Source organism: Flavobacterium lacisediminis, assembly GCF_025909975.1.
In the GTDB taxonomy this organism is placed as follows: Bacteria; Bacteroidota; Bacteroidia; order Flavobacteriales; family Flavobacteriaceae; genus Flavobacterium; species Flavobacterium lacisediminis.
In genome coordinates this window covers 99,245-123,149 of the sequence record NZ_JAPCIO010000002.1, presented here as the reverse complement: position 1 = coordinate 123,149, position 23,905 = coordinate 99,245, and the positions used below count along the sequence as shown (strand labels likewise).

Sequence of the window (23,905 nt, the reverse complement as noted above, 5' to 3'; positions counted from 1 at the left end):
TCAATCATGAAAAAAATATTTTTAGGAATAGCACTCGTAGCTGTCTTATTGTCTTGTAAAGAAGAAACAAAAGAAAAAGTAAAAGAAGCTTCTAAAGCTGTTGGGGCTGATTTAAAACAAGCCGCAGATTCGGCAAAAGTAAAAGCTAAAAAAGCAATTGATTCTTCAAAAGTAGGTGAAAAAGCAAAAGTAATTATTGCAAAAGGAGCTGAACAAGTTGAAAAAGGAGCTAAAAAAGTAAAAGAATCTGTTGAAGAGTAATAAAAAATCCCAAGTATTTCGTTCTACTTGGGATTTTCTTTTTTACTTCATTTCTGTTTCGTATTTCTTTTCAACCGATTTTTCCTGATTTATTTTTTTAGGTCCAATCGGGAACCTCACGTCAACATGTTTTGAAGCTATTGTTCCATCTTTTTCAAGTACATCTGCTCTATTGGCTACCATATTCCAAGAAAAAGAAACATTCGATTTTCCGTTTTGTAATTCTTTTACTTTAAAACCATTTTTTGTTTTTTCAGTAACGTAAACTCCTTTGCAATCGCCTTCTAATTGAATAAAAACTTTCATTGGGTGTTTATCATCAACAAAAATATGATCGCTCATTAACTCATCAATTTTGATGTAAGCTTCACCATTAACTAATTTTCCTGTTCCAAAATCTTCAAATAAAATCTCTGGTGTTTCCGTTGCATGAAGAATTCGATTGTTTCCTTGCTTGTCGACAACCATAGTCGATAAAGAGCCGCCACCTAAAACTTTATAAGACGTGTTATCATTTCTAGCACCAACAAAAACATAATCAGTAGTAGAAGTATTCGCATCAAAATAACCTCCATAAGTTACATCTCTTCTCGCAGCAGAACCGGTGAAATAATTTACATCTTTACCTGCAATTCTAGCAAATGGTCCGTTACTTGTACTTAAATTATCATCTTGATCATATTCAAAATAAGCTGAAAAATAATCTACTCCAGCACCTTTCCCTACACCTCTAATATGTAAACCCGTAGTTCCTTGACCAGAAACTCCTACCGATTCACCTGGTAATTCTGTAAAGGTTGTTCTTCCTCCAACTCCTAAAACTCCCATAACGGTTGAAGTTGCGTTTGCTGCTAAATTGGCACTAATTCCAATTACACCTCTACCTCCATTAGCATCTAGGTTTCCACCATCAATTACAAATTGTGTATTTGTAGCATTTAAAGCTCTAATAGTTCGTTGTGAATTATTGCTATTTACAAAAAGACCTATTTGTCCTGCGCCTGCATTAATGGTTGTTAACGTATTAGCAATTGGAGTCGTATTTGTTCCTAAAATAACTTGACCGTCATTTTCAACCGTAACTCGATTGGTATTGTTTGTTCTAATTTGGAAATTTTGATTGTCGGTAGTTCCTAAAAAATTAGTACTTGGATTGGTACCCGCATTTCCTGTTAAAGACCAATCTTGGCTTGCTGCTAATGGACTAGATTTCAAAGCAACCCATTCTATTCCTGACCAATAATAGAATCCGGGAGAAACTGCAGTTATTCCAGCTCCAGCAGTTGCCGTATTGAAAATTAGAACTCCTGTTGCAATAGGTGCTGGTCCAACTGGCGCCACAACATTGGTAGCCGTAAGAGCAACTCTTGGAATTAATAATCCTTTTGAATTGCTTTCTATTTGCAATTCAACTCCGTTTTGAACATTCGTTGTACCTATTCCTACTTGAGAAAATACGTTTAAAGTAAATAAGAAACTTGAAACTAAAAGTAATGTCTTTTTCATGATCTGTAAGTTTTAATTACTTGCAGTTACGAAAAGAATAAAAGATTGGTTTTCTTAAATATTAAAAAATTAGATTTTTTAACTTATGTTTATTTATTCCTGATTTTCTGCTCCCATTTCCAAGCACTTGTTAAAGCTTCCTCTAAAGTAGATTGTGCTTTCCAACCTAGAACAGTATTTGCTTTGTCTGTGTTTGCAAAGGCTTCAACTATATCACCTTCTCTTCTATCAACAATTTGATAATTTAATTTTTGATTGGAAACTTTTTCAAATGCAGTAATTACTTCTAAAACTGAACTTCCTGTTCCTGTTCCTAAATTAAACGTCTCTACTTTTTCTAAGTTTTGTTTATTCAACAAACGTTGCAAAGCAATTACATGCGCTTTTGCTAAATCTACTACGTGAATGTAATCGCGAATAGCAGTTCCATCTGGTGTAGGATAATCACTACCAAAAACCGATAGTTTTTCACGAATTCCAAATGCAGTTTGTGTAATAAACGGTACTAAATTTTGAGGAACACCTAATGGTAATTCGCCAATTTCAGCTGAAGGATGCGCTCCAATAGGATTAAAATAGCGCAATAAAATAGAATTGATATTGGTTACTTTAGCAACATCTGTAATAATTTCTTCACCTATTTGCTTTGTGTTTCCGTAAGGTGACATCGCAGATTGAATATGCGCATTTTCAGTAATTGGCATTTTTTCAGCTTGACCGTAAACCGTACAAGATGAACTGAAAATAAAATGAGCTTCAGGTTTTTTCTGTAATTCTTGAAGTAAATAAACTAAAGAATTGATGTTGTTTTCGTAATACAACAGCGGATTTTCAACACTTTCTCCTACTGCTTTTGAAGCAGCAAAATGAATAACACCTGAAATATCTTGATTTTTAGAAAAAAAACTTTGAACAGCCGATTTATCTCGCAAATCGATGTTTTCAAACAAAGGTTTTTTTCCTGTAATTCGCTCAATTCCGTCCAAAACATCAATAGATGAATTAGAAAGATTATCAATAGCAATCACTTCAAAACCTTCATTTTGTAATTCAACAACCGTGTGAGAACCTATAAATCCTAAACCGCCTGTAACCAGTATTTTCATTCTTTTTTATTAAATTGAGAGACGCGATAAATCGCGTCTCTCAAATATGAATTAAACAAATTCTAAAACCAAATCTGTAATAAATTTAATTTGTTCGTCATCTAACTCCGTGTGCATTGGTAAAGCGATTACTTCTTTTACCAATTGATTAGTAACTGGAAAATCAGCTTCGTTATAACGAGCATCTGCATACGCTTTCTGACTGTGTAATGGAATTGGATAATAAATCGCACAAGGAATTCCTTTAGCTTGTAAATGTTCTAATAATCCATCACGTTTTCCGTTTAAAATACGGATTACATATTGATGAAATACATGACAATCACAAGATTCACAAATTGTTGGCGCCCAAATATTTGGATTCACACCTAAAGCCAAACTATATTTTCTTGCAGCATCTTGACGTGCTTTGTTATAAGTATCTAAATGTGGTAATTTCGCTTTCAAAACTCCAGCTTGTATACTATCTAAACGAGAATTTACACCTACTACATCATGATGATATCTTTCATACATTCCGTGATTCACGATTCCTCTGATTTTGTGTGCTAAAGCGTCATCATTAGTAAAAATTGCTCCACCATCGCCATAACAACCTAAGTTTTTAGACGGGAAAAACGATGTTGCAGCCACATGTCCAATAGTCCCAACTTTCTTTTTAGAACCATCTTTTGAAGTGTAATCAGCACCAATTGCTTGAGCATTATCTTCAATAACATATAAATTATGTTCGCGAGCAATTTCCATAATCGCATCCATATTAGCAGCGCGACCGAATAAATGAACTGGAACAATTGCTTTAGTTTTTGGTGTAATTGCTTTACGAATTCCGTCAAGCGAAATGTTCATATTGTTCATATCAACATCTACTAAAACTGGAGTCAATTGTAATAATGCAATTACTTCCACTGTAGCTGCGAAAGTAAAATCAGCAGTAATTACTTCATCACCAGGTTTCAAATCCAATCCCATCATAGCAATTTGCAACGCATCAGTTCCGTTAGCACATGGAATTACGTGTTTAACTCCCAAATATTTTTCTAAATCGGCCTGAAATTGGTGAACCAAAGGTCCGTTGATGTATGTATTCGTATCTAAAACCTCTTGAATAGAAGCATTTACTTCTTCTTTTATTTTTTCGTATTGACTTTTTAAGTCAACCATTTGTAATTTTCTCATGATTGAAATTTTCTGTTTACAAAATTACTAATTATCTTTTGATGTAGTTTTTTTTCTGTTTAAAAAATAATAGACTAATCCAACTATTAATGTTCCTACTAAAGTCGAAATTATAGCTTTGTTATCTATCTGTTCTTCAAACAAATATTTTTTTATCGCTAGATTTACAATAAAAAATACACTCACAAAAATTCCCATTCGCATCGAAATCAATTTCATATTTTTTTTATTTGATGAAACAATTGTACTTTTATAACCTTAAATATAGGCATGAATCAAATATATAATTTAATTGTAATTCTAGCTTCACAATTGCTAAAAATAATTGCGCTTTTTAGTCCAAAAATGAAACTTTTTGTTGATGGACGAAAATCGGTCTTTCAAACTTTAGCTAATAAAATTCAAACTTCGGATAAAACGATTTGGTTTCATGCGGCTTCCTTGGGCGAATATGAGCAAGGCTTACCTGTGATTGAAGCAATAAAAGAACAATTTCCAACACATAAAATTGTGGTTACGTTTTTTTCACCTTCGGGTTATGAAGTCAGAAAAAACAATGCAATTGCTGATGTTACAGTTTATTTGCCTTTAGATACGATTTCGAATGCAAAACAATTTGTTGAATTAGTTCATCCAGAAATGGCATTTTTTATCAAATATGAATATTGGCCAAACTATTTAAACAAACTTAAGAAACAACAAATAAAGACTTATCTAATTTCTGGAATTTTACGAGAAAATCAAGCATTTTTTAAATGGTATGGTGGATTTTATAGAAACGCCTTAAAAACATTTGATTACTTTTTTGTTCAGAATGAAAGCTCAAGAAACCTTCTACAAAGTATTAGATTCAATAACGTAAAAGTTTCTGGCGATACACGTTTTGACCGAGTGGTTTCCATTTTAGAACGAGATAATTCATTGGATTTCATCGAACAATTCAAAGACAACAAAACCACAATCGTCATTGGAAGTTCGTGGCCTAAAGACGAAAGTTTATTGGTGAATTACATCAATCAGAGTTCGGATGACGTGAAATTTATTATTGCGCCACATAATATCAAATCGGAACAAATTCAGGAATTGAAAAATACTATTTCTAAAAAAACGATTTTGTTTTCTGAAAAAGATAATGTTGATCTATCGAATTCTAACGTTTTTCTCATCGATACCATCGGAATTTTAACCAAAATCTATTCGTATGCAGATATTGCTTACGTTGGTGGCGGATTTGGAAATCCAGGTGTTCATAATATTTTAGAACCAGCAACTTTTGGAGTTCCGGTTGTGATTGGTCCAAATTACTCGCATTTTGCTGAAGCTACAGCATTAGTAAATATGGAAGGTTGTATTTCGATTCAAAATCAAACCCAATTAAATGAAGCTTTTGATTTATTACTTCACAACGAAGACGAACGATTAGAAAAAGGGCACATTTGCAGCACATTTGTTCAAATGAATAAAGGAGCAACTCAAACCATTATGAATCATATTTTGAACTAATGACAACCTTCAAACCATTAGAAATCGCAGACATTTCAACCATCACTCAAATGATGCAGGATTTTTATGCAATTGATAGTTATCCAATGGATGTTGAAGTAACTAAAAATTTGTTTCGGGAATTTATTTCGAATGAACATCTTGGAAAATCTTGGATGATTTATTCCGAAAATGAAATTGTAGGTTATATCATTCTCACTTTTATTTTCAGTTTCGAATATGGTGGAAAAATTGCTTTTGTAGACGAATTATTCATCAAAGAAACCGCTCGTGGAAAAGGAATTGGAAAAGAAGCTATTCAGTTTATTCAAGCAGAAGTTCCTAAATTATCGTTAAAATTACTGTATTTAGAAGTCGAACCGCATAACGAAAACGCACAAAAATTGTATCTTGCACACGATTTTGAACTTCACAATCGAAAATTAATGAAGTACAAAGTCACTAAATAAAATTATTCTTATGAAATTTTTAAAATTACTACTTGTTTTATTTGTTATCCAAGTTCAAGCGCAACAAGGAGGCATGTGGATTCCTTCGTTATTAAAAGGAACCAACGAAAAAGAAATGAAAGCTTTGGGGATGAAAATTAGCGCCGATGATATTTATTCGGTAAATAATTCCAGCTTAAAAGATGCCGTTCCTCATTTTGATGGCGGTTGTACAGCGGAAATGATTTCGCCAAAAGGACTTTTATTAACCAATCATCACTGTGGTTACGACAATATTCAAAGTCATTCTACGGTAGAAAATGATTATTTAACGAATGGTTTTTGGGCTTATAAAATGGAAGAAGAATTGCCAAACAAAGATTTAACGGTAACCTTCATTATTAAAATTGAAGATGTAACCACTAAAATTTTTGAAGGTGTTTTAAATCTTCCTTCGGAAAGCGATAAACAAAAGAAAATCCAACAAAATATTGCGGCTTTAAATAAAAGCTATGCCAGAGAAGCTTGGCAAGAAACAATGATTCGTGCTTTTTACGATGGAAATCAATACTTATTATTCGTCACTGAAACCTTTAAAGATGTTCGTTTAGTTGGTGCGCCACCAAGTTCAATTGGGAAATTTGGTTCGGATACTGATAACTGGGTTTGGCCTCGTCACACAGGAGATTTTTCATTATTCAGAATTTATGCTGATAAAAACAATCGTCCTGCTGACTATTCAAAAGACAACGTTCCTTACACTCCAAAACACTTTTTCCCAGTTTCAGCAAAAGGAATTCAGGAAAACGATTTTACAATGGTAATGGGTTATCCTGGAAGAACACAAGAATATTTGCCATCATTCGCTGTGGAACAAATTGTAAATGATTTGAATCCTGCCAAAGTTGAAATTCGTGATGCGGCTTTAAAAATGCAAGATGGTTTCATGAGAAAAGACAATGCGATTAAAATTCAATATGCTTCAAAATATGCTTCGATTGCTAATGCTTGGAAAAAATGGATTGGGGAAACTAAAGGTTTAAAAAAATCAAATGCTGTTGCAGCTAAAAAAGAGTTTGAAAAGAAATTTCAAGAAAGAGTTAACAAAGCTGGAAAGCAAGCAGAATACGGAACTATTTTAGCTGATTTCGAGAAAAATTACTCAGAAATTAGAGAATATGCTATTGCAAGAGATTATTTTACAGAAGTTATTTTACGTAATACAGAAATTTTATCATTTGGATACCGTTTATACCAATTAGAACAAGTGTATAAAACAAAAGGCGAACAATCCTTTAATGATCGTAAAAACAATTTAATTGCAAGCTTTGAAGGCTTGTACAAAGATTACAGCGCGCAAGTTGATGAGAAAGTTTTTGAACAATTAATCAATTTATACGCTACAAAATCGCCAAAACAATTTTTACCAGAAAGTTTAAACAATGTTAATGCTTCTGCCTTGACAGCTAGTGTTTTTGGTTCTTCAAAATTAACTAGCTTTAATGGTTTGAAAGAATTATTAAATGGAGATGCTAAATCGGTTTTAGAAAAATTAAATCAAGACAAAGGATATCAATTGGTAAAATCGATTGCAGATAGTTACCAAAAAAATGTAGCTCCTAAGTTTGATGAAATTAACTTGAAAAACATTGCATTACAAAGAACCTACATGAAAGGCATTATGGAATTCTTCCCTAATGATAGAATTTTCCCTGATGCGAATAGTACATTACGTGTAACTTATGGAAAAGTAAAAGGCTACAAACCAAGCGATGCTGTAATTTACGAACCTGTGAGTTATTTAGATGGAGTAATCGAAAAATATATCCCTGGTGATTACGAATTTGACGTTCCAAAAAAATTAATCGATTTGTATAATGCAAAAGATTACGGAAGATATGCCGATAAAAATGGAAAAATGCCATTAGCGTTTATTGCAACAAATCATACTACAGGAGGAAACTCTGGAAGTCCGGCTTTAGATGCAAAAGGAAACCTTATCGGATTGAACTTTGATAGAGTTTGGGAAGGTACCATGAGCGACATTTATTATAGTCCAGAAATCTGTAGAAACATCATGGTTGATGCTCGTTATATTCTATTTGTGATTGATAAATTTGCAGGTGCGAAAAATCTTATAGAGGAGATGACGATAGTATATCCTAAGTCTCAAAAAGCCAAATAATTACAAATATTCATAAAAATAAAAAGTTTGGCACGCCATTTGAAATAAAGCATTTCGGAATACAAAGAAAAAAAATGAAAAAAAATGTCTAAAAATATTTTGACATGTTAAAAAATTTATATCTTTGCTCCGAATTAATAATTAACCTTTATAATTTAGTAAGATGAAAAAAGTTGTTTTAAGTTTAGCAATTGTTGCTGCTATGTTCGTATCATGTAAAGAAAATGCTGCTGAAGAAACTCCAGCTGTTGACTCAACTGTAGTTGAAACTCCTGCTGTTGAAGAAGCTCCTGTAGCTGATTCTACTGCTGTAGTTGCTGATTCTGCTGCTACTGCTGCACCTGCTGCTGAAGCTGCACCTGCTAAGTAATTTATTGCTGACAGAAAAAATCAAGCTCCACAATGTGGGGCTTTTTTTTAAATATAAAAAAATACAGGATAGTGAAATTCTATTCAAAAAAATTTTAACCTTTTATAATTAAAACAAAATGAAAAAAGTTGTATTAAGTTTAGCAGTTGTTGCTGCTATGTTCGTTTCTTGTAAAGAAGCTGCTGCTGAGGCAGAAACTGTAGTTGATTCTACTGCTACTGAAGTAACTGAAACTGTTGAAGCTGTTGCTGACTCTACTGCTGTAGTTGCTGATTCTGCTGCTGCTAAAGTTGAAGGAGCTGCTACTGAAGCTGTTGAAGCAGTTAAAGAAGAAGTAAAAAAATAATTTTTAATTATTTTATATTTAAAAGCCTCGCAATGCGAGGCTTTTTTTTATTCTGATGGTCCAAATATATCTTCAGCAGAAGAAAAGTCTAAAAACTCCGCTTTATCTGCATACTTGATAATTTCATCAATCCCTTTTTGAAGCAACAATTGTGTAGTATACCTTCTACTTACTGCCACCTCATGCTCATCCAATATCAATCGGAAGAAAAACTTTCCGCTAGACGATTTAAAACGCATAAAAACACAACGTTCTAAAGAACATTTAAGTTTTTCTATCTCTTCTTCACATTCAAAACGCAATTCAAAATCGTTGCTTGTAAAAATAGTCTTCCCTTTTCTGGAAACAAACTCATATTTATAAACTCCACTTAATCGTTGTGCGATTACAAATGTACCCATATAGTTGTGATTGATAATTTTATAAAGAATTCTTTAAAGATAACAGAAAATTCTAAATGGAGAATTTTATAAACAAAAAAAGCTCCGAACAATGTTCGGAGCTTTTGTACTCAAGGCGGGACTTGAACCCGCACGGGCATTACTACCCACTGGATTTTAAGTCCAGCGTGTCTACCAATTCCACCACTCAAGCAAATATTTTGGTATAGAGCGAAAAACGGGGTTCGAACCCGCGACCTCGACCTTGGCAAGGTCGCGCTCTACCAACTGAGCTATTTTCGCGTTTCGTATTGTAATCTCTTAAAGAACGTCGCCATACTTGTTCCGTATTGCGAGTGCAAATATAGTACATATTTTTATTCTTGCAAGTACTTTTTAAATAAAAATTGAAACTTTTTCATAACCTTTTGATAACGAATATTTTATTTTGAAATTATTTTTTAACCAACATTCGTTTTATTTCGTTTAGCTTCATTAAAGCTTCAACAGGCGTTAAAGTATTAATGTCGATATTCATGATTTCTTCTTTAATATCTTCTAAAAGTGGATCATCTAAATTGAAAAAACTCAATTGCAATTCATCATTTGCTGATTTAATTCCGGATAATTCTTCGCTCGAATGTCTTTTTTCTAATTGCTTCAATAGTTTTTGTGCTTTTTGAATCACAATTTGAGGCATTCCAGCCATTTTCGCTACGTGAATACCAAAACTATGTGCGCTTCCGCCTTTCACTAATTTACGAATGAATAAAACGGTATCTTTTAATTCCTTTACCGAAACATTGAAATTCTGAATTCTGTCAAACGTAACTTCCATTTCGTTTAACTCGTGATAATGTGTAGCGAAAAGTGTTTTCGGCTTATTTGGATGTTCGTGCAAATATTCAGAAATCGCCCAAGCAATTGAAATTCCGTCATAGGTTGACGTTCCTCTTCCAATTTCATCTAACAAAACCAAACTCCTTTCAGAAATATTGTTCAAAATGGAAGCGGTTTCGTTCATTTCCACCATAAAAGTAGATTCACCCATCGAAATATTATCGCTTGCTCCTACTCTGGTGAAAATTTTATCCACAACACCCATTCTCACGCTTTCTGCTGGAACAAAACTTCCCATTTGCGCCATTAACACAATCAAAGCCGTTTGACGCAAAATTGCCGATTTACCCGACATATTCGGACCGGTAATCATGATGATTTGCTGGGTTTCTCTATCCAAATAAACGTCATTAGAAATATACGGCACACCAACAGGCAACTGCTTTTCAATAACAGGATGACGTCCTTCTTTAATTTCTAAATCGAAACTTTCATCTAAATCAGGACAAACATATTTATTATCAATCGCTAATTGAGTGAAAGAAGTCAAACAATCCAATTGTGCAATTAAATTCGCATTCAACTGAACGTGTTTGATATAAGTCGCAATCCAATTCACCAACTGCTCAAACAACTGTGATTCTAATTGATGGATTTTTTCCTCAGCGCCTAAAATTTTAGATTCATATTCTTTTAATTCTTCCGTAATGTATCGCTCTGCATTTACTAAGGTTTGCTTACGAATCCATTCGGCTGGAACTTTATCTTTATGTGTATTTCGAACTTCAATATAATAACCAAAAACGTTATTGAACGATATTTTCAACGAAGGAATACCTGAAGCAGCGCTTTCTCTTTGTTCTAATTCTTCCAAATATCCTTTCCCAGTTGAAGAAATCGCTCTTAATTCATCTAATTCGGAATGAACTCCAACAGCAATTGCGTTTCCTTTATTTACACTTACTGGTGCATCTTCCTGAATGGTCGTTTTGATTTTTTCTCGTAACAATTCACAAGCGTGTAAACTATCCCCAATAACTCGCAACGCTTCATTATCACTAGCTAAAGCCAAGGTTTTGATTGGAATAATCGCATCTAAAGAATCTTTTAAGAAATTGACTTCTCTTGGCGAAATTTTGCCTGTTGCTACTTTTGAAATCAAACGTTCCAAATCGGAAATTTGTTTGATTTGATATTGAATTTGTTGTAAAACTTCAGGATTGGTTTTCAAATATGAAATCACTTCATGACGACTTCTTATTTTTGAAATATCTTTCAACGGAAGCGCCAACCAACGTTTCAAAAGCCTTGCTCCCATTGGCGAAAGCGTTTTGTCTATCACATCTAAAAGCGTAACTGCATTTGGATTATAACTGTGATATAACTCTAAATTTCGAATCGTGAATTTATCCATCCAAACGTAAGCATCTTCGGCAATACGTTGAATATTGGTAATGTGTTGGATTTTATTATGCTGCGTTTCCGACAAATAATACAAAATCGCCCCCGAAGCAATCAAACCTTCAGTTAATTCTTCAACACCAAAGCCTTTTAGCGAATTGGTTTGAAAATGTTTGGTCAAACTTTCTAACGCATAATCTTCTTTGTACACCCAATCTTCCAAAAAGAACGTATGAAAATCATCACCAAAAACCGAATTAAACTGATTTTTAAATTGTTTCGGGATTAAAATTTCACTCGGACGAAAGTTTTGCAATAATTTGTCGATGTATTCTTCATTGCCTTGCGAAACTAAAAATTCACCTGTAGAAACATCTAAAAATGCTACACCAAGTGATTTTTTTCCAAAATGAACTGCTGCTAAAAAGTTATTCGACTTCGATTGTAACACCTCATCATTCATTGAAACTCCTGGCGTAACTAATTCTGTAACTCCACGTTTTACGATGGTTTTAGTCATTTTTGGATCTTCTAATTGATCGCAAATAGCTACTCGAAGTCCGGCTTTAACTAATTTGGGTAAATACGTATTAATGGAATGATGGGGAAATCCTGCCAACGCCGTTTCGGTTTCAGAACCAGCACCACGTTTGGTTAAGGTAATCCCTAAAATTCCGGCTGCACGCACTGCATCTTCTCCAAAAGTTTCATAAAAATCGCCCACACGAAACAACAAACAGGCATCGGGATATTTATTTTTTATCTCGTTGTATTGCTTCATTAAAGGCGTTTCCTTGGGTGCTTTATCGGGAGTTGCTGCAGATTTTTTAGCCACAATTTCAAATTTTAAGTATGATTGCGAAGGTAAGAAAATCAAAGACAATGACAATATGATTTTTAAAAATCGAGTTTTCAAGTTTTATAATTAATCTTTACTTTTGCCACATGAGAAAATTAGCCAACGCAGAATTAGAACGTAAAAACATCAACGAGTTTAAAGAAGCTCAAAAAACACCCATTATTATCATCTTAGACGATATTAGAAGTTTGCATAATATTGGTTCGGTTTTTAGAACTTCGGATGCTTTTTTAATTGAAAAGATTTATTTGTGCGGTATTACGGCTACACCGCCCAACAAAGAAATCCACAAAACAGCCCTTGGCGCTACGGACACCGTGACTTGGGAATATGCGAAAGATGTTTTAGAAGTGGTGAATCAATTGAAACTAGAAAATGTAAAAGTGTATTCGGTAGAACAAACCGAAAATGCGATTATGCTAGATGATTTTCAGCCTGAAGCGAATACAAAATATGCTTTAATTTTTGGAAATGAAGTTAAAGGTGTTTCGCAAGAAGCTATTAATTTAAGTGATGGCGTAATTGAAATTCCGCAATTAGGAAGTAAACATTCGTTGAATATTTCGGTGAGTGCTGGAATTGTAATTTGGGATTTTTTTCAGAAGATGAAATAAAATTAATCTCCATAGATAATTCCCCAAAAACCAATTTTCAAAGTATAATTTACAAATTCCTGACCATCATATTTTTCTGTTCTTAACTCTACCTTTCGATTTAATTTTTCATCATTAATTTCAATATTATAATAATCCCCTCCTCTTCCTGTATGATGATAAACGTAAGTTACATTACCAGAAATTATAATCTCCTCATTTCTTATCAAAGCGTTACTTACAACAACTAAAAATCGAGTAAAAAAGAACAAACTAAAAAAAATCAATATTGAATATATTAAAGGAGCAAAAACTCGATCAAACTTTTTTGGTTTTTCATTTTCTTGCTTTACAATTTTAGAATAAAACTTATAAACAAAAAAAGCCAGAATACCTGACAAAAAAATAATTGGAATAATTAAATTTTGAAGAACTAATTCTGAAGCTTTTCCAATCTCAATTATATCGAATGGAGAAGTATAACTTGCAAAAAAAGCTGTGAAAAGACCAAAAATAACAGGAAAAATTATTTCTTTTTTCATAATTTATTCAATTAACTAACTTTCTTTTTATACTATCCAAAACTCTTATATAATCCTCCTGTTTTTTCACGAAATCTAAATCCGAAACATCAATAATCAACACATTCAAATCGGTTTGTGTTTTGATGTAATCTAAGTAGCCTTGATTGATTTTTTCTAAATAATCCGCTGGAATTTCTTGTTCGTAACTTCTACCACGTTTCTTGATGTTTTCCAAAAGACGGTCGGTGTTTTGATACAAATACACATACAAATCAGGTTTTGGCATTTCTTTGTGGATGATGTCAAACATGGTTTTGTACAAACGAAATTCGTCTTCTTGAAGTGTAACTTTGGCAAAAATCAACGATTTGAAAATATGATAATCGGCAACCACAAAATCTTTGAACAAATCAAATTGCGCTAAATCATCGGATAATTGTTGATATCTATCGGCTAAAAACGACATTTCTAAAGGAAACGCATAGCGACTTTGGTCTTTGTAAAACTTTGGTAAAAACGGATTATCAGCAAAACGTTCTAACACTAATTTGGCATTACAATCTTCTGCTAACTTGGTTGATAAAGTGGTTTTTCCTGCTCCAATATTTCCTTCAATGGCAATGTAATTGAATTGTTGTAATTGGAGTTTTTCAATTGGAGAAACTATAGAATGGACTGCTTTAATTTCGCTTTTATCTTCGGTTTGAAATAATAGTTGCGCAATAGATTTCTTTAACGTTGGATGTTCCCAATTTAATCCCAAATCCATCATGGGTTGCAAAACAAATTTTCGATTTTGCATTAATGGATGTGGAACTTGTAACGTTTCGTTCGAAATAATTTCTTCATCAAAAGCAATAATATCTACATCAATTATTCGGGCTTGATAACCTAAATCTTTGGAACGCACTCTACCCAACTTCTTCTCTACTTTCAAAACCTGATTCAAAATTTTTTGAGCCGATTTTGACGTATGAATTAGAATAGCAGTATTATAAAAAGGTTCGCTTTCAAAACCCCAGGCTGGAGTTTCATAAATTTTAGAAACCTTTATAACCGTCGCTACTTCGTTATGAATCAAATCAATACAAGACTGAATCGTTTCTAATCGATTGCCTTGATTGCTTCCTAATGATAAAATGACTTGATGTTGACTCATATTGGCAAAATAACAAACAATTTTAGACTTATAATTTACCTTTTCGGTTTTTTTATGAACATGTAACAATTTTACACTTTTAACTACTAATCAAGTAAATAATAAATAAATTGAAATGAGATTTTTAGGAAATGTATTAGCTACAATTGTAGGTATATTTATTTTTTGCATGATTTTTTTCTTCGGAATCATTATCATTGGCGCTATTGCTGGCAGTGGTGAAGATACGGTTACTGTTAAAAAGAATTCGGTGATTGAATTAGACTTATCAAAAGTATCTTTAGACTACGCCGGAAAAACCAACTATAAAGACTTCAATTACTTTGAAGCGCATCACAATGGTGTTACCGATATTTTAAATGCAATTGAAGCTGCAAAAACTGATGATAAAATCAAAGGGATTTCTATTCTTAATAATCAATCACAGCTAGGATTAGCGCAAAGCAAAGCCGTTCGTGATAAATTAGAAGATTTTAAAAAATCAGGGAAATTCGTTTATGCTTATGCAAACAGCTATTCTCAAAAAGAATATTACATCAATTCTGTAGCCGACCAAGTATATTTGAATCCAATGGGCGAAGTAGATTTAAAAGGTTTATCTGCGGAAATTTTATACATGAAAGACTTACAAGAGAAAACAGGTGTAAAAATGGAAGTTATTCGTCATGGAAAATACAAAAGTGCAGTAGAACCTTTCTTAGCTCAAGAAATGAGTCCAGAAAATCGTGAACAAATGACGGTTTTGTTGAACTCGGTTTGGAATACAATTGTTGCCGATATTTCTAAAAGCAGAAAATTATCTGTTGCCCAATTGAATGCTATTGCCAATACTTTAGGTGCAAGAACTCCAGAGTTAGCTTTAGCCAATAAATTAGTTGACAAAGTAGCTTATGAAGATGAGTATCACGATATGATTAGAACGAAATTAAAAATAGACAAAAAAGAAAAATACGATATTGTTAGCATTACTGATTATGCTAAAAAAGCAGCTTCTACAGTTGAAGATTATTCAAAAGACGATATCATTGCGGTAATTTATGCTCAAGGCGAAATTGCGGGTGGTGAAGGCGATGTTAACGTAATCGGTGAAGGCTCTATTAAACGCACATTACAAGAAGCTCGTGAAGATAAAGATGTAAAAGCGATTGTATTGCGTGTAAATAGTCCTGGAGGAAGCGCTTTGACTTCTGAATTGATTTGGAGAGAAATTGAAATTACTAAAAAAGTGAAACCAGTTGTAGTTTCCATGGGGAATTATGCAGCTTCCGGCGGTTATTATATTGCAGCTAATGCAGATAGAATTTTCGCAGAACCAAATACGATTACAGGTTCAATTGGAGTTTTTGGAATGTTACCAAATATGAGTGAATTAGGCAAAAACATCGGAATTAATGCCGAACAAGTAAAAACACATGAAAACGCAAGTGGATACAGTGTTTTTGAACCGATTGACGAAAACTTTAAAGGGATTGTTTTAGAAAGCATTGAAAAAACATACGCTACTTTCTTAAAACGTGTCGCGGATGGCAGAAAAATGACAACAGCTCAAGTAGATGCAATTGCACAAGGAAGAGTTTGGACAGGTGTTGACGCACACAAACTTGGTTTAGTTGACGAAATTGGAGGTTTAGATGCTGCAATCAAATACGCAGCTAAACTTGGAAAAACTTCTTCTTACAGAACAGAAAACTTCCCAGAGTACGAGAAAAGTTTTGAAGATTTATTAGCTAATTTCACAGGAATGGCAATGTTTAAAACCAAAGAGCAATTATTAAAAGAGCAATTAGGAGAAGAAGGTTTTCAAATGTTAGAACAAATCAAACGTGTTAAAAGCAGAAAAGGCATTCAAGCGATGATGCCTTACGAAATTGAGATTCATTAATCTATACTATAAACATCAAAATCCCAAAGACAATATGTTTTTGGGATTTTTTTTATAAGTTTTACTTAAAATTAATGTTTAAATTTACAATTGGTATTAATTTTGCGTAACTTAAAATCACATTCACTTCAAAAAATACAATTATGTTAAAAAAAGTTTTAAAAGGACTTGGGATATTTCTTTTGGTAACCATCATCGCGTTAGCAGCAGCTCCTTTTTTGTTTAAAGACAAAATCAAAGAAATGATTGCCAAAACGTTGAATGAAAACGTAAATGCAAATATTGCATTTGAAGATGTGGATTTGAGTTTATTTAAAAGTTTTCCGCAAGCGCATGTAACAATCGACAAGCTTAGCATTATTAACAAAGCTCCTTTTGCCGGAGATACACTTTTATATGCTGGAGAAACTAATGTTACCATGAGCGTTAAAGAACTTTTCAAAGGTGAAGGCGAAACCATGAGTTTAGAAAGTTTCAGTGCAATTGACGGAATTGTAAATATCATTTTCAATAAAGATGGTGTGGGCAATTTTGATATCGCATTAAAAGAAGCAGAAGAAAAAAAACCTACAGATAGCAAACCTTTTGCTTTGGATATTCAGAATTATGAGGTTGAAAATTTAAAATTCAGTTATGTAGATGAAGGTTCTGATATGAAAATGGTATTGGACAGCATTTATCATGAAGGAAAAGGAAATTTTGCCGCTCAAAAATTAGATTTGGAAACAAAAACTACTGCCAAACTATCTTTTGAAATGGAAAAAATGAACTACATGAACAATGTAGGCATTACTTTAGACGCCGTTTTAGGAATTGATTTAGAGAAAAGCAAATATGAATTCAAAGACAACAAAGCGTTGATTAATCAATTGCCACTAGAATTCAACGGATTTATTCAAATGGTGGAAGCAGGTCAAACGTATGATTTAACATTCAAAACACCAACTTCTGATTTCAAAAACTTCTTAGGATTAGTTCCTGCTGCTTATTCAGGTGATATCAACAAAGTAAAAACAACTGGGCAATTTTCAGTAGATGGAAAAGTAAAAGGGAATTTAACCGAAACTACAATTCCTGCATTTGATGTAAAAATCGCTTCTAAAAATGCGTCATTCCAATATCCTGAGTTACCAAAATCAGTTAAAAATATTGTGATTGATACACACATTATCAATGAAACTGGCTTGATGAATGACACTTACGTGAATTTAAATCAATTATCTTTTGCTATTGATCAAGACGTTTTTAATGCTAAAGCGAATATTAGAAACATCGCAACAAACGCATTAGTTGATGCCGAATTAAAAGGTGTTATCAACTTGGCAAATGTTACCAAAGCGTATCCGGTAAAACTAGACAAACCTTTAACAGGAATTTTAAAAGCAGATGTAAAAACGAAATTCGACATGCTATCGGTAGAGAAAAGTCAATATCAAAACATACAAAATTCAGGAACTGTTAATTTAACTGGATTCAATTATGAAGGTCCAGAAATGGCAAAACCATTTAAAATTAATCAAGCTAATGTAGTGTTCAATCCGAATCACATTAACTTAAGTAAGTTTGATGCTAAAACTGGCACATCTGATATTCAAGTAAACGGAACCTTAGATAATTTCTATGGCTTTATGTTTAAAAATCAAATTTTGAAAGGAAATTTCAACATGAATTCGACCAAATTAGTGGTTTCTGATTTCATGGCTCCAACCACCACTACATCCGAAGATGGCAAGAAAACAACTGAAGCGGTTAAAATTCCTTCATTCTTAGATTGTAGCATTACAGCTAAAGCAGGGACTGTTGTTTATGATAATTTAAACTTGAAAGATGTTTCTGGAAACATGGTTATCCGAGATGAAGCAGTTACCTTAAATAATTTAAAAATGGGTATTTTTGGAGGAAACATTGGTTTAACTGGAACTGTTTCTACTAAAGGAAATACACCAAAATTTGATATGAATTTAGGATTAAACGCCGTGAATATTGCTGAATCATTTACCCAATTAGATATGTTGAAATCGATTGCACCAATTGCTGGAGTAATTAACGGAAAACTGAATTCAACCATCAAACTTTCTGGAAATTTACAAAATGATATGACGCCTAACTTAAAAACCATTTCTGGTGATTTATTTGGGCAATTATTATCTACTACTATAAATGAAAAGAACTCAGCCATGTTAACTTCATTGAGTTCAAATATGAAATTCATCGATTTAAACAAGTTGAATTTGAATGACGTTAAAGCAGCATTATCCTTTAAAGATGGGAAAGTAAACGTTAAACCATTTGATATTAAATACCAAGACATTACCGTAAACGTAGGCGGAAGTCACGGGTTTGATCAAAACATGAATTACAATTTGAAATTTGATGTTCCAGTAAAATATTTAGGAAAAGATGTAAACAATTTAATTGCTAAATTAACACCTGCCGACCAAAAACAAATAACTAGCATTCCTGTAAACGGATTAATGACAGGAAACTTTTCGCAACCAAAATTTAATTCCGATTTAAAACAATCGACTACGAATTTAACCACACAATTAGTTAAAATGCAGAAAGATAAATATGTAAATCAAGGCACAACAGCTTTAACTAATATGTTAGGAGGAACTAAAAACAATACTTCTGGAACCACTACAACGGCAACAGATACTACAAAACCTAAAACCACTCCTAAGGAGGAAATTAAAACAAAAGCAACTGATGCAATAAATGGTTGGCTTAAAAAGAAGAAAAAAGAATAAGCATAATAAAAGAAACCCTTTCAATCTTGAAAGGGTTTTGTTTTACTTTGAAAAAAATTGAAATTTTAACATAAACTGCAGAAAAACTACAGCAACGCATTCAAAAAAGTTTCATTTGTTTGTTGAAAATTTTAAAACAGACAAATATGAAACAAAAACTCAAGAAAATTTTATTGCTCTATTTATTTACTGGAACACTTTTTGTATCTTGTACAATGGAAGAAGAAGTGATACGGAATCATAATTATTCAAAAGATATTAAAATTTATCAAAAATCTTTTGACGAATTAATTAAAGATTCAAAATTTGCTACATCTTTCAACAAACTACCAAAAAGAAAAACAATTTAAAATCGAGTGCGCAAGCAAGAACTGTTATGGAAGAACAATATGGCTTTACAATAACAAACACACCGGTTAGGGTAATGCAAGTAGGAAATTTAACTTCCTACACATTTCATATTGAACGAGATTCGCCTAACAGCACTTATTTTGAAAATTTAGTGGTTCAAAATGATAGTATTGGTAATACTACTGCACATATTATTAAATATACACCATTTATGCCTATGATGCAATTTGCTGAACATAATAGTTACAGTTTTGTAGGCGATAGTGAAGTTACTTCTATAGTTTATGATGATAATACAATAAATATAAATGGTAGAGTAATAACTGTTTGTAGAAATTTATACCGAACAATGTGCAATGGTAAAAGTGATGGTAGCTGTACTGGCAGCCCACACATAGTTAATGGTGCATGTCTAAATTATTCTCCAAATTGTATTTTTTAACAGTTTTTGAATGAAACTTGTTCAACATATGATGATGGAGAAAATGACGAGGTTATTTCTGACGACTCAGCAATTGGAGGTGATAATACTTCTGGAGGAAGTGGGACAGTAGGAACTGATCCAATTTATTCTGACCCTTTGTGCCCAACTTGTCCTGAATTTTCAGATAAAGATTGCAATATAACTGTCGAGCAATTGCAACAATTATTTCCAAATTCTACAGCAGATATAAGAAATAAATTAGCAGAAATGATAAATGAAGTTGCAAATGATTTTGGTATAGATACAAAAAATGAAATTTGTCACTTTTTAGCTCAAACTGGAGCGGAAACAGGTGGTTTTATTACATTAAATGCAACAGAGGGTTTGAATTACACATCCGCTAATAGATTATTAATAGTCTACCCGAGTAAATTTTCTTTAACAGACCCTAGTTTAGCAAACCCAAATAATTACTTAAATAATCCTCAAGCTTTAGCAAACTATGTATATTGTTGCAAATACGGAAATGGTAATGAAGCGAGTGGCGATGGCTGGAGATATAGAGGAAGAGGAATTGTACAATTAACATGGAAAAGTAATTATGATGCGTATGTTAATTTTTTGAATAACATAGGTTTAGGTTGGTCATATAGTAACCCAGATATTATAGAGTCGGACTATCGACATTCAATTGTAAGTGGAATGTGGTTTTTCAAGCAAAATGTTCTAGATAAAATGGAAATTAATGATGCTACAACTTCAAATTCAGTTACAAAAAAAGTAAATAGATATGCCCCTAAAGACACTAAAATAATTAGGCAAAACTATCTTAATTCCGCAAAAAATATTATTAACTGTCAATAATTTAATTATGAAAAATAAATATATCATACTCTTATTTATGTTAACTACTTCAATACTAGTTTTTGGCTTTTCAGGTTATAAATTTATAAATAAAAAAACTAATGAAAATCTAATAATAACTGAGGATCCTGAAACTGAAATTCTCGGATTTTGGGTTTTAGAAAATGATCCATCAACTAAAATTGAATTTACAATTGATGGATATATAAAAAGCTATACTGATAATCAATTAGAATCAACAGACCTATATCAAATAACAAATACATGTGAGGGAGAAACTTTATCAAATAATGAAAAGTTTTTAAAAATTATTGATTCAAATGACGCATCCATTTTTTGTAGTATCATTAATGGTGTGAATGCTAACAATAGTAACATTTTATCCTTAACAACGTCTAATCAAGGTAAACTTGTTGTATACATAAGACCATAAATACAATTTCGTTTCTAATTATAAATTTTTATTGTAAAAATTTAAATAGTCATATTAGATTAAAAACAATCATAAACCCTTAATTCTTTTAACAAGAATTAAGGGTTTCTTTTTATAAACTCATTTTCACCACATAACCCTCATAAGTTCTTACATTAAAAACAGTACCATCTTCAAAAAGCAGGTATTGTCCTTTAATACCTGTTAGCGTTCCCATAAAGCTTGGCGTTTTATCTAAATTTAAACTCGTTACTTTTTTTGGATATTGCAAAACTGGAAAATCTAATTGAATGATTTTTTCTTCCTTTGGAAAATAATCTTTTACTTCATTGGGTAACCAATCCAAGACTTTATTTCGTTCTGAAATTAAATCCATATTGGGCACTTCGTTTTTTAGCATTTTTTGCCAATTGGTTTTATCGGCAAAATGGTTTTTTAATGCTACTTCTGTAATTCCAGCTAAATATCTATTTGGCACTTCTACAATGGGAATGGCTTGCACAGCACCTTGATCAATCCAACGAGTTGGCACTTGGGTTTTTCTCGTTACTCCTACTTTCACTTCACTTGACAAAGCTAAATACACCACATGCGGTTGTAATTGTACGCGCTTTTCATAGGCTAAATCTCTATCTTCAATATCTAAATGCGCAGTGCTTAATTCGGGTTTCATAATCCAATCGCCTACTGCTGGACTACTCATAAAACAATCATAACAAAATCCTTGACGAAAAATTTTCTTGGCTTTCCCACAATTCAAACACTGATAGCCTTGAAATTCAATTTCCATTTGTTTTCCTAAAAGTTGATTCAGATTTAAAAAACTATTTTCAAAAACCAAATAGTATTGAATTGGGCTTTCAAATTCGGTTTGCATTTTACTAAGCGTGCCTTGATAATTCATTTGTGTTAAGATTTACTTTTTCGTTCTATTATTTGAAAAAATTGCTATTTTTGGTAAAGTTATTATTCCGTTTTAATAATTCAAAATTAGAAATAGGTAAATGCCATTACAAATTATAAATTCTGTTGCCACTTGGATTTTGAAGAAACGAATTCATCAAATGGAATTGTTTTTAAAATATCCTCATGAAGTGCAAGAAGAATTGCTTTTCAACCTTATAAAATCAGCCGAAAGCACCCAAATCGGAAAGAAATACAACTTTTCTTCCATGAAGAATTACACCACTTTTAGTGAGCGAATTCCTGTTTCAACTTATGAAGATTTAGAACCTTTGATTGAAAAAACAAGACAAGGAGAACAAAATGTGTTTTGGAATTCTAACATTAAGTGGTTTGCTAAATCAAGTGGAACTACTAATGCTAAGAGTAAATTTATCCCTGTAAGTGCAGAATCGCTAGAAAACTGCCATTATAAAGCCAGTAAAGATTTATTGTGTTTGTATTTAAACAACAACGAAGAATCACAAATGTTTACTGGAAAAAGTTTACGTTTAGGAGGAAGCAAACAATTATACGAAAACAACAATACTTTTTTTGGCGATTTATCAGCAATTTTAATTGACAATATGCCTATTTGGGCCGAGTTCAGCTCCACTCCAAGCAGTAAAATATCGTTAATGGGCGATTGGGAAACCAAATTACCAGCTATCATTAATGAAACAATTAACGAAAATGTAACGAGTTTAGCAGGTGTTCCGAGTTGGATGATGGTTTTATTACAAAAGACATTGGAAACCACTGGAAAATCTAATTTATTAGAGCTTTGGCCAAATGCAGAAGTATATTTTCATGGAGGCGTAAATTTTGACCCTTATCGCGAACAATACAAGAAATTATTTCCAAAAGACAATTTCAAATATTACGAAATTTATAATGCTTCGGAAGGTTTTTTTGCTATACAAGACTTAAATGATTCAAACGAATTGTTGTTGATGTTAGATTACGGAATTTTCTACGAATTCATTCCAATGGATACTTTTGGAACTTTAAACCAACGTGTTATTCGATTGAATCAAGTAGAATTGAATAAAAATTATGCTTTAGTAATTACAACTAACTCAGGTTTATGGCGTTATTTAATTGGAGATACCATACGATTTACTTCTTTAAATCCATATAGAATTAAAGTAACTGGAAGAACCAAACATCATATTAATGTTTTTGGAGAAGAACTAATGGTTGAAAATACCGATACGGCTCTAACTAAAACTTGCAAAGAATTCAACTGCGAAATTACAGATTATACCGTTGCTCCCATTTTTATGAGCGATAAACAAAAAGGTGCTCATGAATGGATTATCGAATTTAAAGCCAAACCCGATAATATAGAAAACTTCAGAAATGCATTAGATAAAAATCTTCAAAATGTAAATTCTGATTACGAAGCAAAACGCTACAACAATATGACTTTAAATCCGTTAGTATTAAATGTGGCTCGTGAAAATCTTTTTTATGACTGGTTAAAACAACAAGATAAATTAGGTGGGCAACACAAAGTACCAAGACTTTCTAATGAAAGAACCTATTTAGAAAGCCTATTAACGCTACAATAATCATTATGAAAAAGAAGATAATTTATTCACTTATCATGTTAGTTC

At 32.4% G+C, this 23,905-nt stretch carries 23 protein-coding genes and 2 tRNA genes; 14 read left to right on the top strand and 11 right to left on the bottom strand.

What is annotated here, in order from left to right; genetic code table 11:
- Nucleotides 1–6 precede the first annotated feature (6 nt).
- Complete coding sequence (locus OJ995_RS03130; RefSeq protein ID WP_242004809.1) at nt 7–261, top strand: hypothetical protein; 255 nt, start codon at nt 7–9, stop codon at nt 259–261.
- A gap of 42 nt (nt 262–303) precedes the next feature.
- On the opposite strand, the gene OJ995_RS03125 is transcribed toward OJ995_RS03130, so the two are convergent.
- From OJ995_RS03125 to OJ995_RS03110, 4 genes are all read right to left on the bottom strand, one after another.
- Entirely contained in the window at nt 304–1,767 is a 1,464-nt protein-coding gene (locus tag OJ995_RS03125; protein WP_264368109.1) for a phage tail-like protein, read from the bottom strand.
- A gap of 89 nt (nt 1,768–1,856) precedes the next feature.
- The gene (galE, locus tag OJ995_RS03120; RefSeq protein WP_264368108.1) at nt 1,857–2,873 is read right to left on the bottom strand and encodes a UDP-glucose 4-epimerase GalE; all 1,017 of its coding nucleotides are present in this window, start codon (nt 2,871–2,873) and stop codon (nt 1,857–1,859) included.
- Nucleotides 2,874–2,924: 51 nt separating this feature from the next.
- Nucleotides 2,925–4,052 carry a DegT/DnrJ/EryC1/StrS family aminotransferase gene (locus tag OJ995_RS03115; RefSeq protein WP_264368107.1) on the bottom strand — a complete coding sequence of 376 codons (1,128 nt, stop codon included), beginning with the start codon at nt 4,050–4,052 and terminating at the stop codon, nt 2,925–2,927.
- A 27-nt stretch (nt 4,053–4,079) separates the two neighbouring features.
- The gene (locus OJ995_RS03110; protein ID WP_264368106.1) at nt 4,080–4,271 is read right to left on the bottom strand and encodes a hypothetical protein; all 192 of its coding nucleotides are present in this window, start codon (nt 4,269–4,271) and stop codon (nt 4,080–4,082) included.
- A gap of 51 nt (nt 4,272–4,322) precedes the next feature.
- On the opposite strand from OJ995_RS03110, the gene OJ995_RS03105 reads away from it, so the two are divergent.
- The 5 genes from OJ995_RS03105 to OJ995_RS03085 all read left to right on the top strand — a co-directional run bounded on the left by OJ995_RS03105 (nt 4,323) and on the right by OJ995_RS03085 (nt 8,884).
- Nucleotides 4,323–5,555, top strand: coding sequence for a 3-deoxy-D-manno-octulosonic acid transferase (locus tag OJ995_RS03105; RefSeq protein ID WP_264368105.1), 1,233 nt, complete (start codon nt 4,323–4,325; stop codon nt 5,553–5,555).
- Nucleotides 5,555–6,004 (top strand): GNAT family N-acetyltransferase, encoded by a 450-nt coding sequence (locus OJ995_RS03100; RefSeq protein ID WP_264368104.1) that lies wholly within the window; start codon nt 5,555–5,557, stop codon nt 6,002–6,004. Before OJ995_RS03105 ends, OJ995_RS03100 begins: the two co-directional genes overlap by 1 nt.
- 10 nt (nt 6,005–6,014) lie before the next feature.
- On the top strand, nt 6,015–8,168 hold the full coding sequence (locus OJ995_RS03095) for a S46 family peptidase (protein ID WP_264368103.1): 2,154 nt from the start codon (nt 6,015–6,017) through the stop codon (nt 8,166–8,168).
- A 163-nt stretch (nt 8,169–8,331) separates the two neighbouring features.
- Nucleotides 8,332–8,538: a hypothetical protein gene (locus tag OJ995_RS03090; protein ID WP_026724294.1), complete on the top strand. Its 207-nt coding sequence runs from the start codon at nt 8,332–8,334 to the stop codon at nt 8,536–8,538.
- A 118-nt stretch (nt 8,539–8,656) separates the two neighbouring features.
- A complete protein-coding gene (locus OJ995_RS03085) occupies nt 8,657–8,884 on the top strand; it encodes a hypothetical protein (RefSeq protein WP_264368102.1) in 228 nt (75 codons plus the stop codon).
- A gap of 47 nt (nt 8,885–8,931) precedes the next feature.
- Here the strand turns inward: OJ995_RS03085 and OJ995_RS03080 are convergent, their stop codons facing one another.
- The 4 genes from OJ995_RS03080 to mutS form a co-directional block, all read right to left on the bottom strand.
- Nucleotides 8,932–9,285, bottom strand: coding sequence for a YegP family protein (locus OJ995_RS03080; protein WP_264368101.1), 354 nt, complete (start codon nt 9,283–9,285; stop codon nt 8,932–8,934).
- A 107-nt stretch (nt 9,286–9,392) separates the two neighbouring features.
- A tRNA-Leu gene (locus OJ995_RS03075) sits at nt 9,393–9,478 on the bottom strand.
- Between the two features lie 16 nt (nt 9,479–9,494).
- Nucleotides 9,495–9,567: transfer RNA gene (locus OJ995_RS03070), tRNA-Gly, on the bottom strand.
- A 151-nt stretch (nt 9,568–9,718) separates the two neighbouring features.
- Nucleotides 9,719–12,286 carry a DNA mismatch repair protein MutS gene (gene mutS / locus OJ995_RS03065; RefSeq protein ID WP_264368439.1) on the bottom strand — a complete coding sequence of 856 codons (2,568 nt, stop codon included), beginning with the start codon at nt 12,284–12,286 and terminating at the stop codon, nt 9,719–9,721.
- A gap of 164 nt (nt 12,287–12,450) precedes the next feature.
- Here mutS and OJ995_RS03060 point away from each other — a divergent pair, with 164 nt between their 5' ends.
- A complete protein-coding gene (locus OJ995_RS03060) occupies nt 12,451–12,978 on the top strand; it encodes an RNA methyltransferase (protein ID WP_264368100.1) in 528 nt (175 codons plus the stop codon).
- A 2-nt stretch (nt 12,979–12,980) separates the two neighbouring features.
- Here OJ995_RS03060 and OJ995_RS03055 read toward each other — a convergent pair whose 3' ends face one another.
- Nucleotides 12,981–13,499 (bottom strand): hypothetical protein, encoded by a 519-nt coding sequence (locus tag OJ995_RS03055; protein ID WP_264368099.1) that lies wholly within the window; start codon nt 13,497–13,499, stop codon nt 12,981–12,983.
- A gap of 7 nt (nt 13,500–13,506) precedes the next feature.
- Nucleotides 13,507–14,640: a 2-amino-4-hydroxy-6-hydroxymethyldihydropteridine diphosphokinase gene (gene folK / locus OJ995_RS03050; RefSeq protein ID WP_264368098.1), complete on the bottom strand. Its 1,134-nt coding sequence runs from the start codon at nt 14,638–14,640 to the stop codon at nt 13,507–13,509.
- 115 nt (nt 14,641–14,755) lie between these two features.
- Here folK and sppA point away from each other — a divergent pair, with 115 nt between their 5' ends.
- From sppA to OJ995_RS03020, 6 genes are all read left to right on the top strand, one after another.
- On the top strand, nt 14,756–16,522 hold the full coding sequence (gene sppA / locus OJ995_RS03045) for a signal peptide peptidase SppA (RefSeq protein ID WP_264368097.1): 1,767 nt from the start codon (nt 14,756–14,758) through the stop codon (nt 16,520–16,522).
- 143 nt (nt 16,523–16,665) lie between these two features.
- Nucleotides 16,666–19,272, top strand: coding sequence for an AsmA family protein (locus OJ995_RS03040; protein ID WP_264368096.1), 2,607 nt, complete (start codon nt 16,666–16,668; stop codon nt 19,270–19,272).
- A 146-nt stretch (nt 19,273–19,418) separates the two neighbouring features.
- The gene (locus OJ995_RS03035; protein ID WP_264368095.1) at nt 19,419–19,622 is read left to right on the top strand and encodes a hypothetical protein; all 204 of its coding nucleotides are present in this window, start codon (nt 19,419–19,421) and stop codon (nt 19,620–19,622) included.
- Between the two features lie 26 nt (nt 19,623–19,648).
- Entirely contained in the window at nt 19,649–20,065 is a 417-nt protein-coding gene (locus tag OJ995_RS03030; RefSeq protein WP_264368094.1) for a hypothetical protein, read from the top strand.
- 6 nt (nt 20,066–20,071) lie between these two features.
- A complete protein-coding gene (locus OJ995_RS03025) occupies nt 20,072–20,911 on the top strand; it encodes a glycoside hydrolase family 19 protein (RefSeq protein ID WP_264368093.1) in 840 nt (279 codons plus the stop codon).
- 7 nt (nt 20,912–20,918) lie between these two features.
- Nucleotides 20,919–21,344, top strand: a complete 426-nt coding sequence (locus OJ995_RS03020; protein WP_264368092.1) for a hypothetical protein — start codon at nt 20,919–20,921, stop codon at nt 21,342–21,344.
- 112 nt (nt 21,345–21,456) lie between these two features.
- Here OJ995_RS03020 and OJ995_RS03015 read toward each other — a convergent pair whose 3' ends face one another.
- The gene (locus OJ995_RS03015; RefSeq protein ID WP_264368091.1) at nt 21,457–22,248 is read right to left on the bottom strand and encodes a DUF2797 domain-containing protein; all 792 of its coding nucleotides are present in this window, start codon (nt 22,246–22,248) and stop codon (nt 21,457–21,459) included.
- Nucleotides 22,249–22,348: 100 nt separating this feature from the next.
- Between OJ995_RS03015 and OJ995_RS03010 the strand changes: the two genes are divergently transcribed.
- Nucleotides 22,349–23,860 carry a GH3 auxin-responsive promoter family protein gene (locus OJ995_RS03010; RefSeq protein ID WP_264368090.1) on the top strand — a complete coding sequence of 504 codons (1,512 nt, stop codon included), beginning with the start codon at nt 22,349–22,351 and terminating at the stop codon, nt 23,858–23,860.
- Nucleotides 23,861–23,905: the final 45 nt, after the last annotated feature.

Bases quoted from the DNA above. Each gene is read 5' to 3' on its own strand.
- OJ995_RS03015 (WP_264368091.1), bottom strand. From the start codon at position 22,248: ATGAATTATCAAGGCACGCTTAGTAAAATGCAAACCGAATTTGAAAGC.
- OJ995_RS03105 (WP_264368105.1), top strand. From the start codon at position 4,323: ATGAATCAAATATATAATTTAATTGTAATTCTAGCTTCACAATTGCTA.
- OJ995_RS03080 (WP_264368101.1), bottom strand. From the start codon at position 9,285: ATGGGTACATTTGTAATCGCACAACGATTAAGTGGAGTTTATAAATAT.
- sppA (WP_264368097.1), top strand. From the start codon at position 14,756: ATGAGATTTTTAGGAAATGTATTAGCTACAATTGTAGGTATATTTATT.
- OJ995_RS03010 (WP_264368090.1), top strand. From the start codon at position 22,349: ATGCCATTACAAATTATAAATTCTGTTGCCACTTGGATTTTGAAGAAA.
- OJ995_RS03100 (WP_264368104.1), top strand. From the start codon at position 5,555: ATGACAACCTTCAAACCATTAGAAATCGCAGACATTTCAACCATCACT.
- OJ995_RS03030 (WP_264368094.1), top strand. From the start codon at position 19,649: ATGGAAGAACAATATGGCTTTACAATAACAAACACACCGGTTAGGGTA.
- galE (WP_264368108.1), bottom strand. From the start codon at position 2,873: ATGAAAATACTGGTTACAGGCGGTTTAGGATTTATAGGTTCTCACACG.
- OJ995_RS03095 (WP_264368103.1), top strand. From the start codon at position 6,015: ATGAAATTTTTAAAATTACTACTTGTTTTATTTGTTATCCAAGTTCAA.
- OJ995_RS03125 (WP_264368109.1), bottom strand. From the start codon at position 1,767: ATGAAAAAGACATTACTTTTAGTTTCAAGTTTCTTATTTACTTTAAAC.
- OJ995_RS03085 (WP_264368102.1), top strand. From the start codon at position 8,657: ATGAAAAAAGTTGTATTAAGTTTAGCAGTTGTTGCTGCTATGTTCGTT.
- folK (WP_264368098.1), bottom strand. From the start codon at position 14,640: ATGAGTCAACATCAAGTCATTTTATCATTAGGAAGCAATCAAGGCAAT.
- OJ995_RS03115 (WP_264368107.1), bottom strand. From the start codon at position 4,052: ATGAGAAAATTACAAATGGTTGACTTAAAAAGTCAATACGAAAAAATA.
- OJ995_RS03055 (WP_264368099.1), bottom strand. From the start codon at position 13,499: ATGAAAAAAGAAATAATTTTTCCTGTTATTTTTGGTCTTTTCACAGCT.
- OJ995_RS03110 (WP_264368106.1), bottom strand. From the start codon at position 4,271: ATGAAATTGATTTCGATGCGAATGGGAATTTTTGTGAGTGTATTTTTT.
- mutS (WP_264368439.1), bottom strand. From the start codon at position 12,286: ATGAAGCAATACAACGAGATAAAAAATAAATATCCCGATGCCTGTTTG.
- OJ995_RS03020 (WP_264368092.1), top strand. From the start codon at position 20,919: ATGAAAAATAAATATATCATACTCTTATTTATGTTAACTACTTCAATA.
- OJ995_RS03035 (WP_264368095.1), top strand. From the start codon at position 19,419: ATGAAACAAAAACTCAAGAAAATTTTATTGCTCTATTTATTTACTGGA.
- OJ995_RS03130 (WP_242004809.1), top strand. From the start codon at position 7: ATGAAAAAAATATTTTTAGGAATAGCACTCGTAGCTGTCTTATTGTCT.
- OJ995_RS03090 (WP_026724294.1), top strand. From the start codon at position 8,332: ATGAAAAAAGTTGTTTTAAGTTTAGCAATTGTTGCTGCTATGTTCGTA.
- OJ995_RS03060 (WP_264368100.1), top strand. From the start codon at position 12,451: ATGAGAAAATTAGCCAACGCAGAATTAGAACGTAAAAACATCAACGAG.
- OJ995_RS03040 (WP_264368096.1), top strand. From the start codon at position 16,666: ATGTTAAAAAAAGTTTTAAAAGGACTTGGGATATTTCTTTTGGTAACC.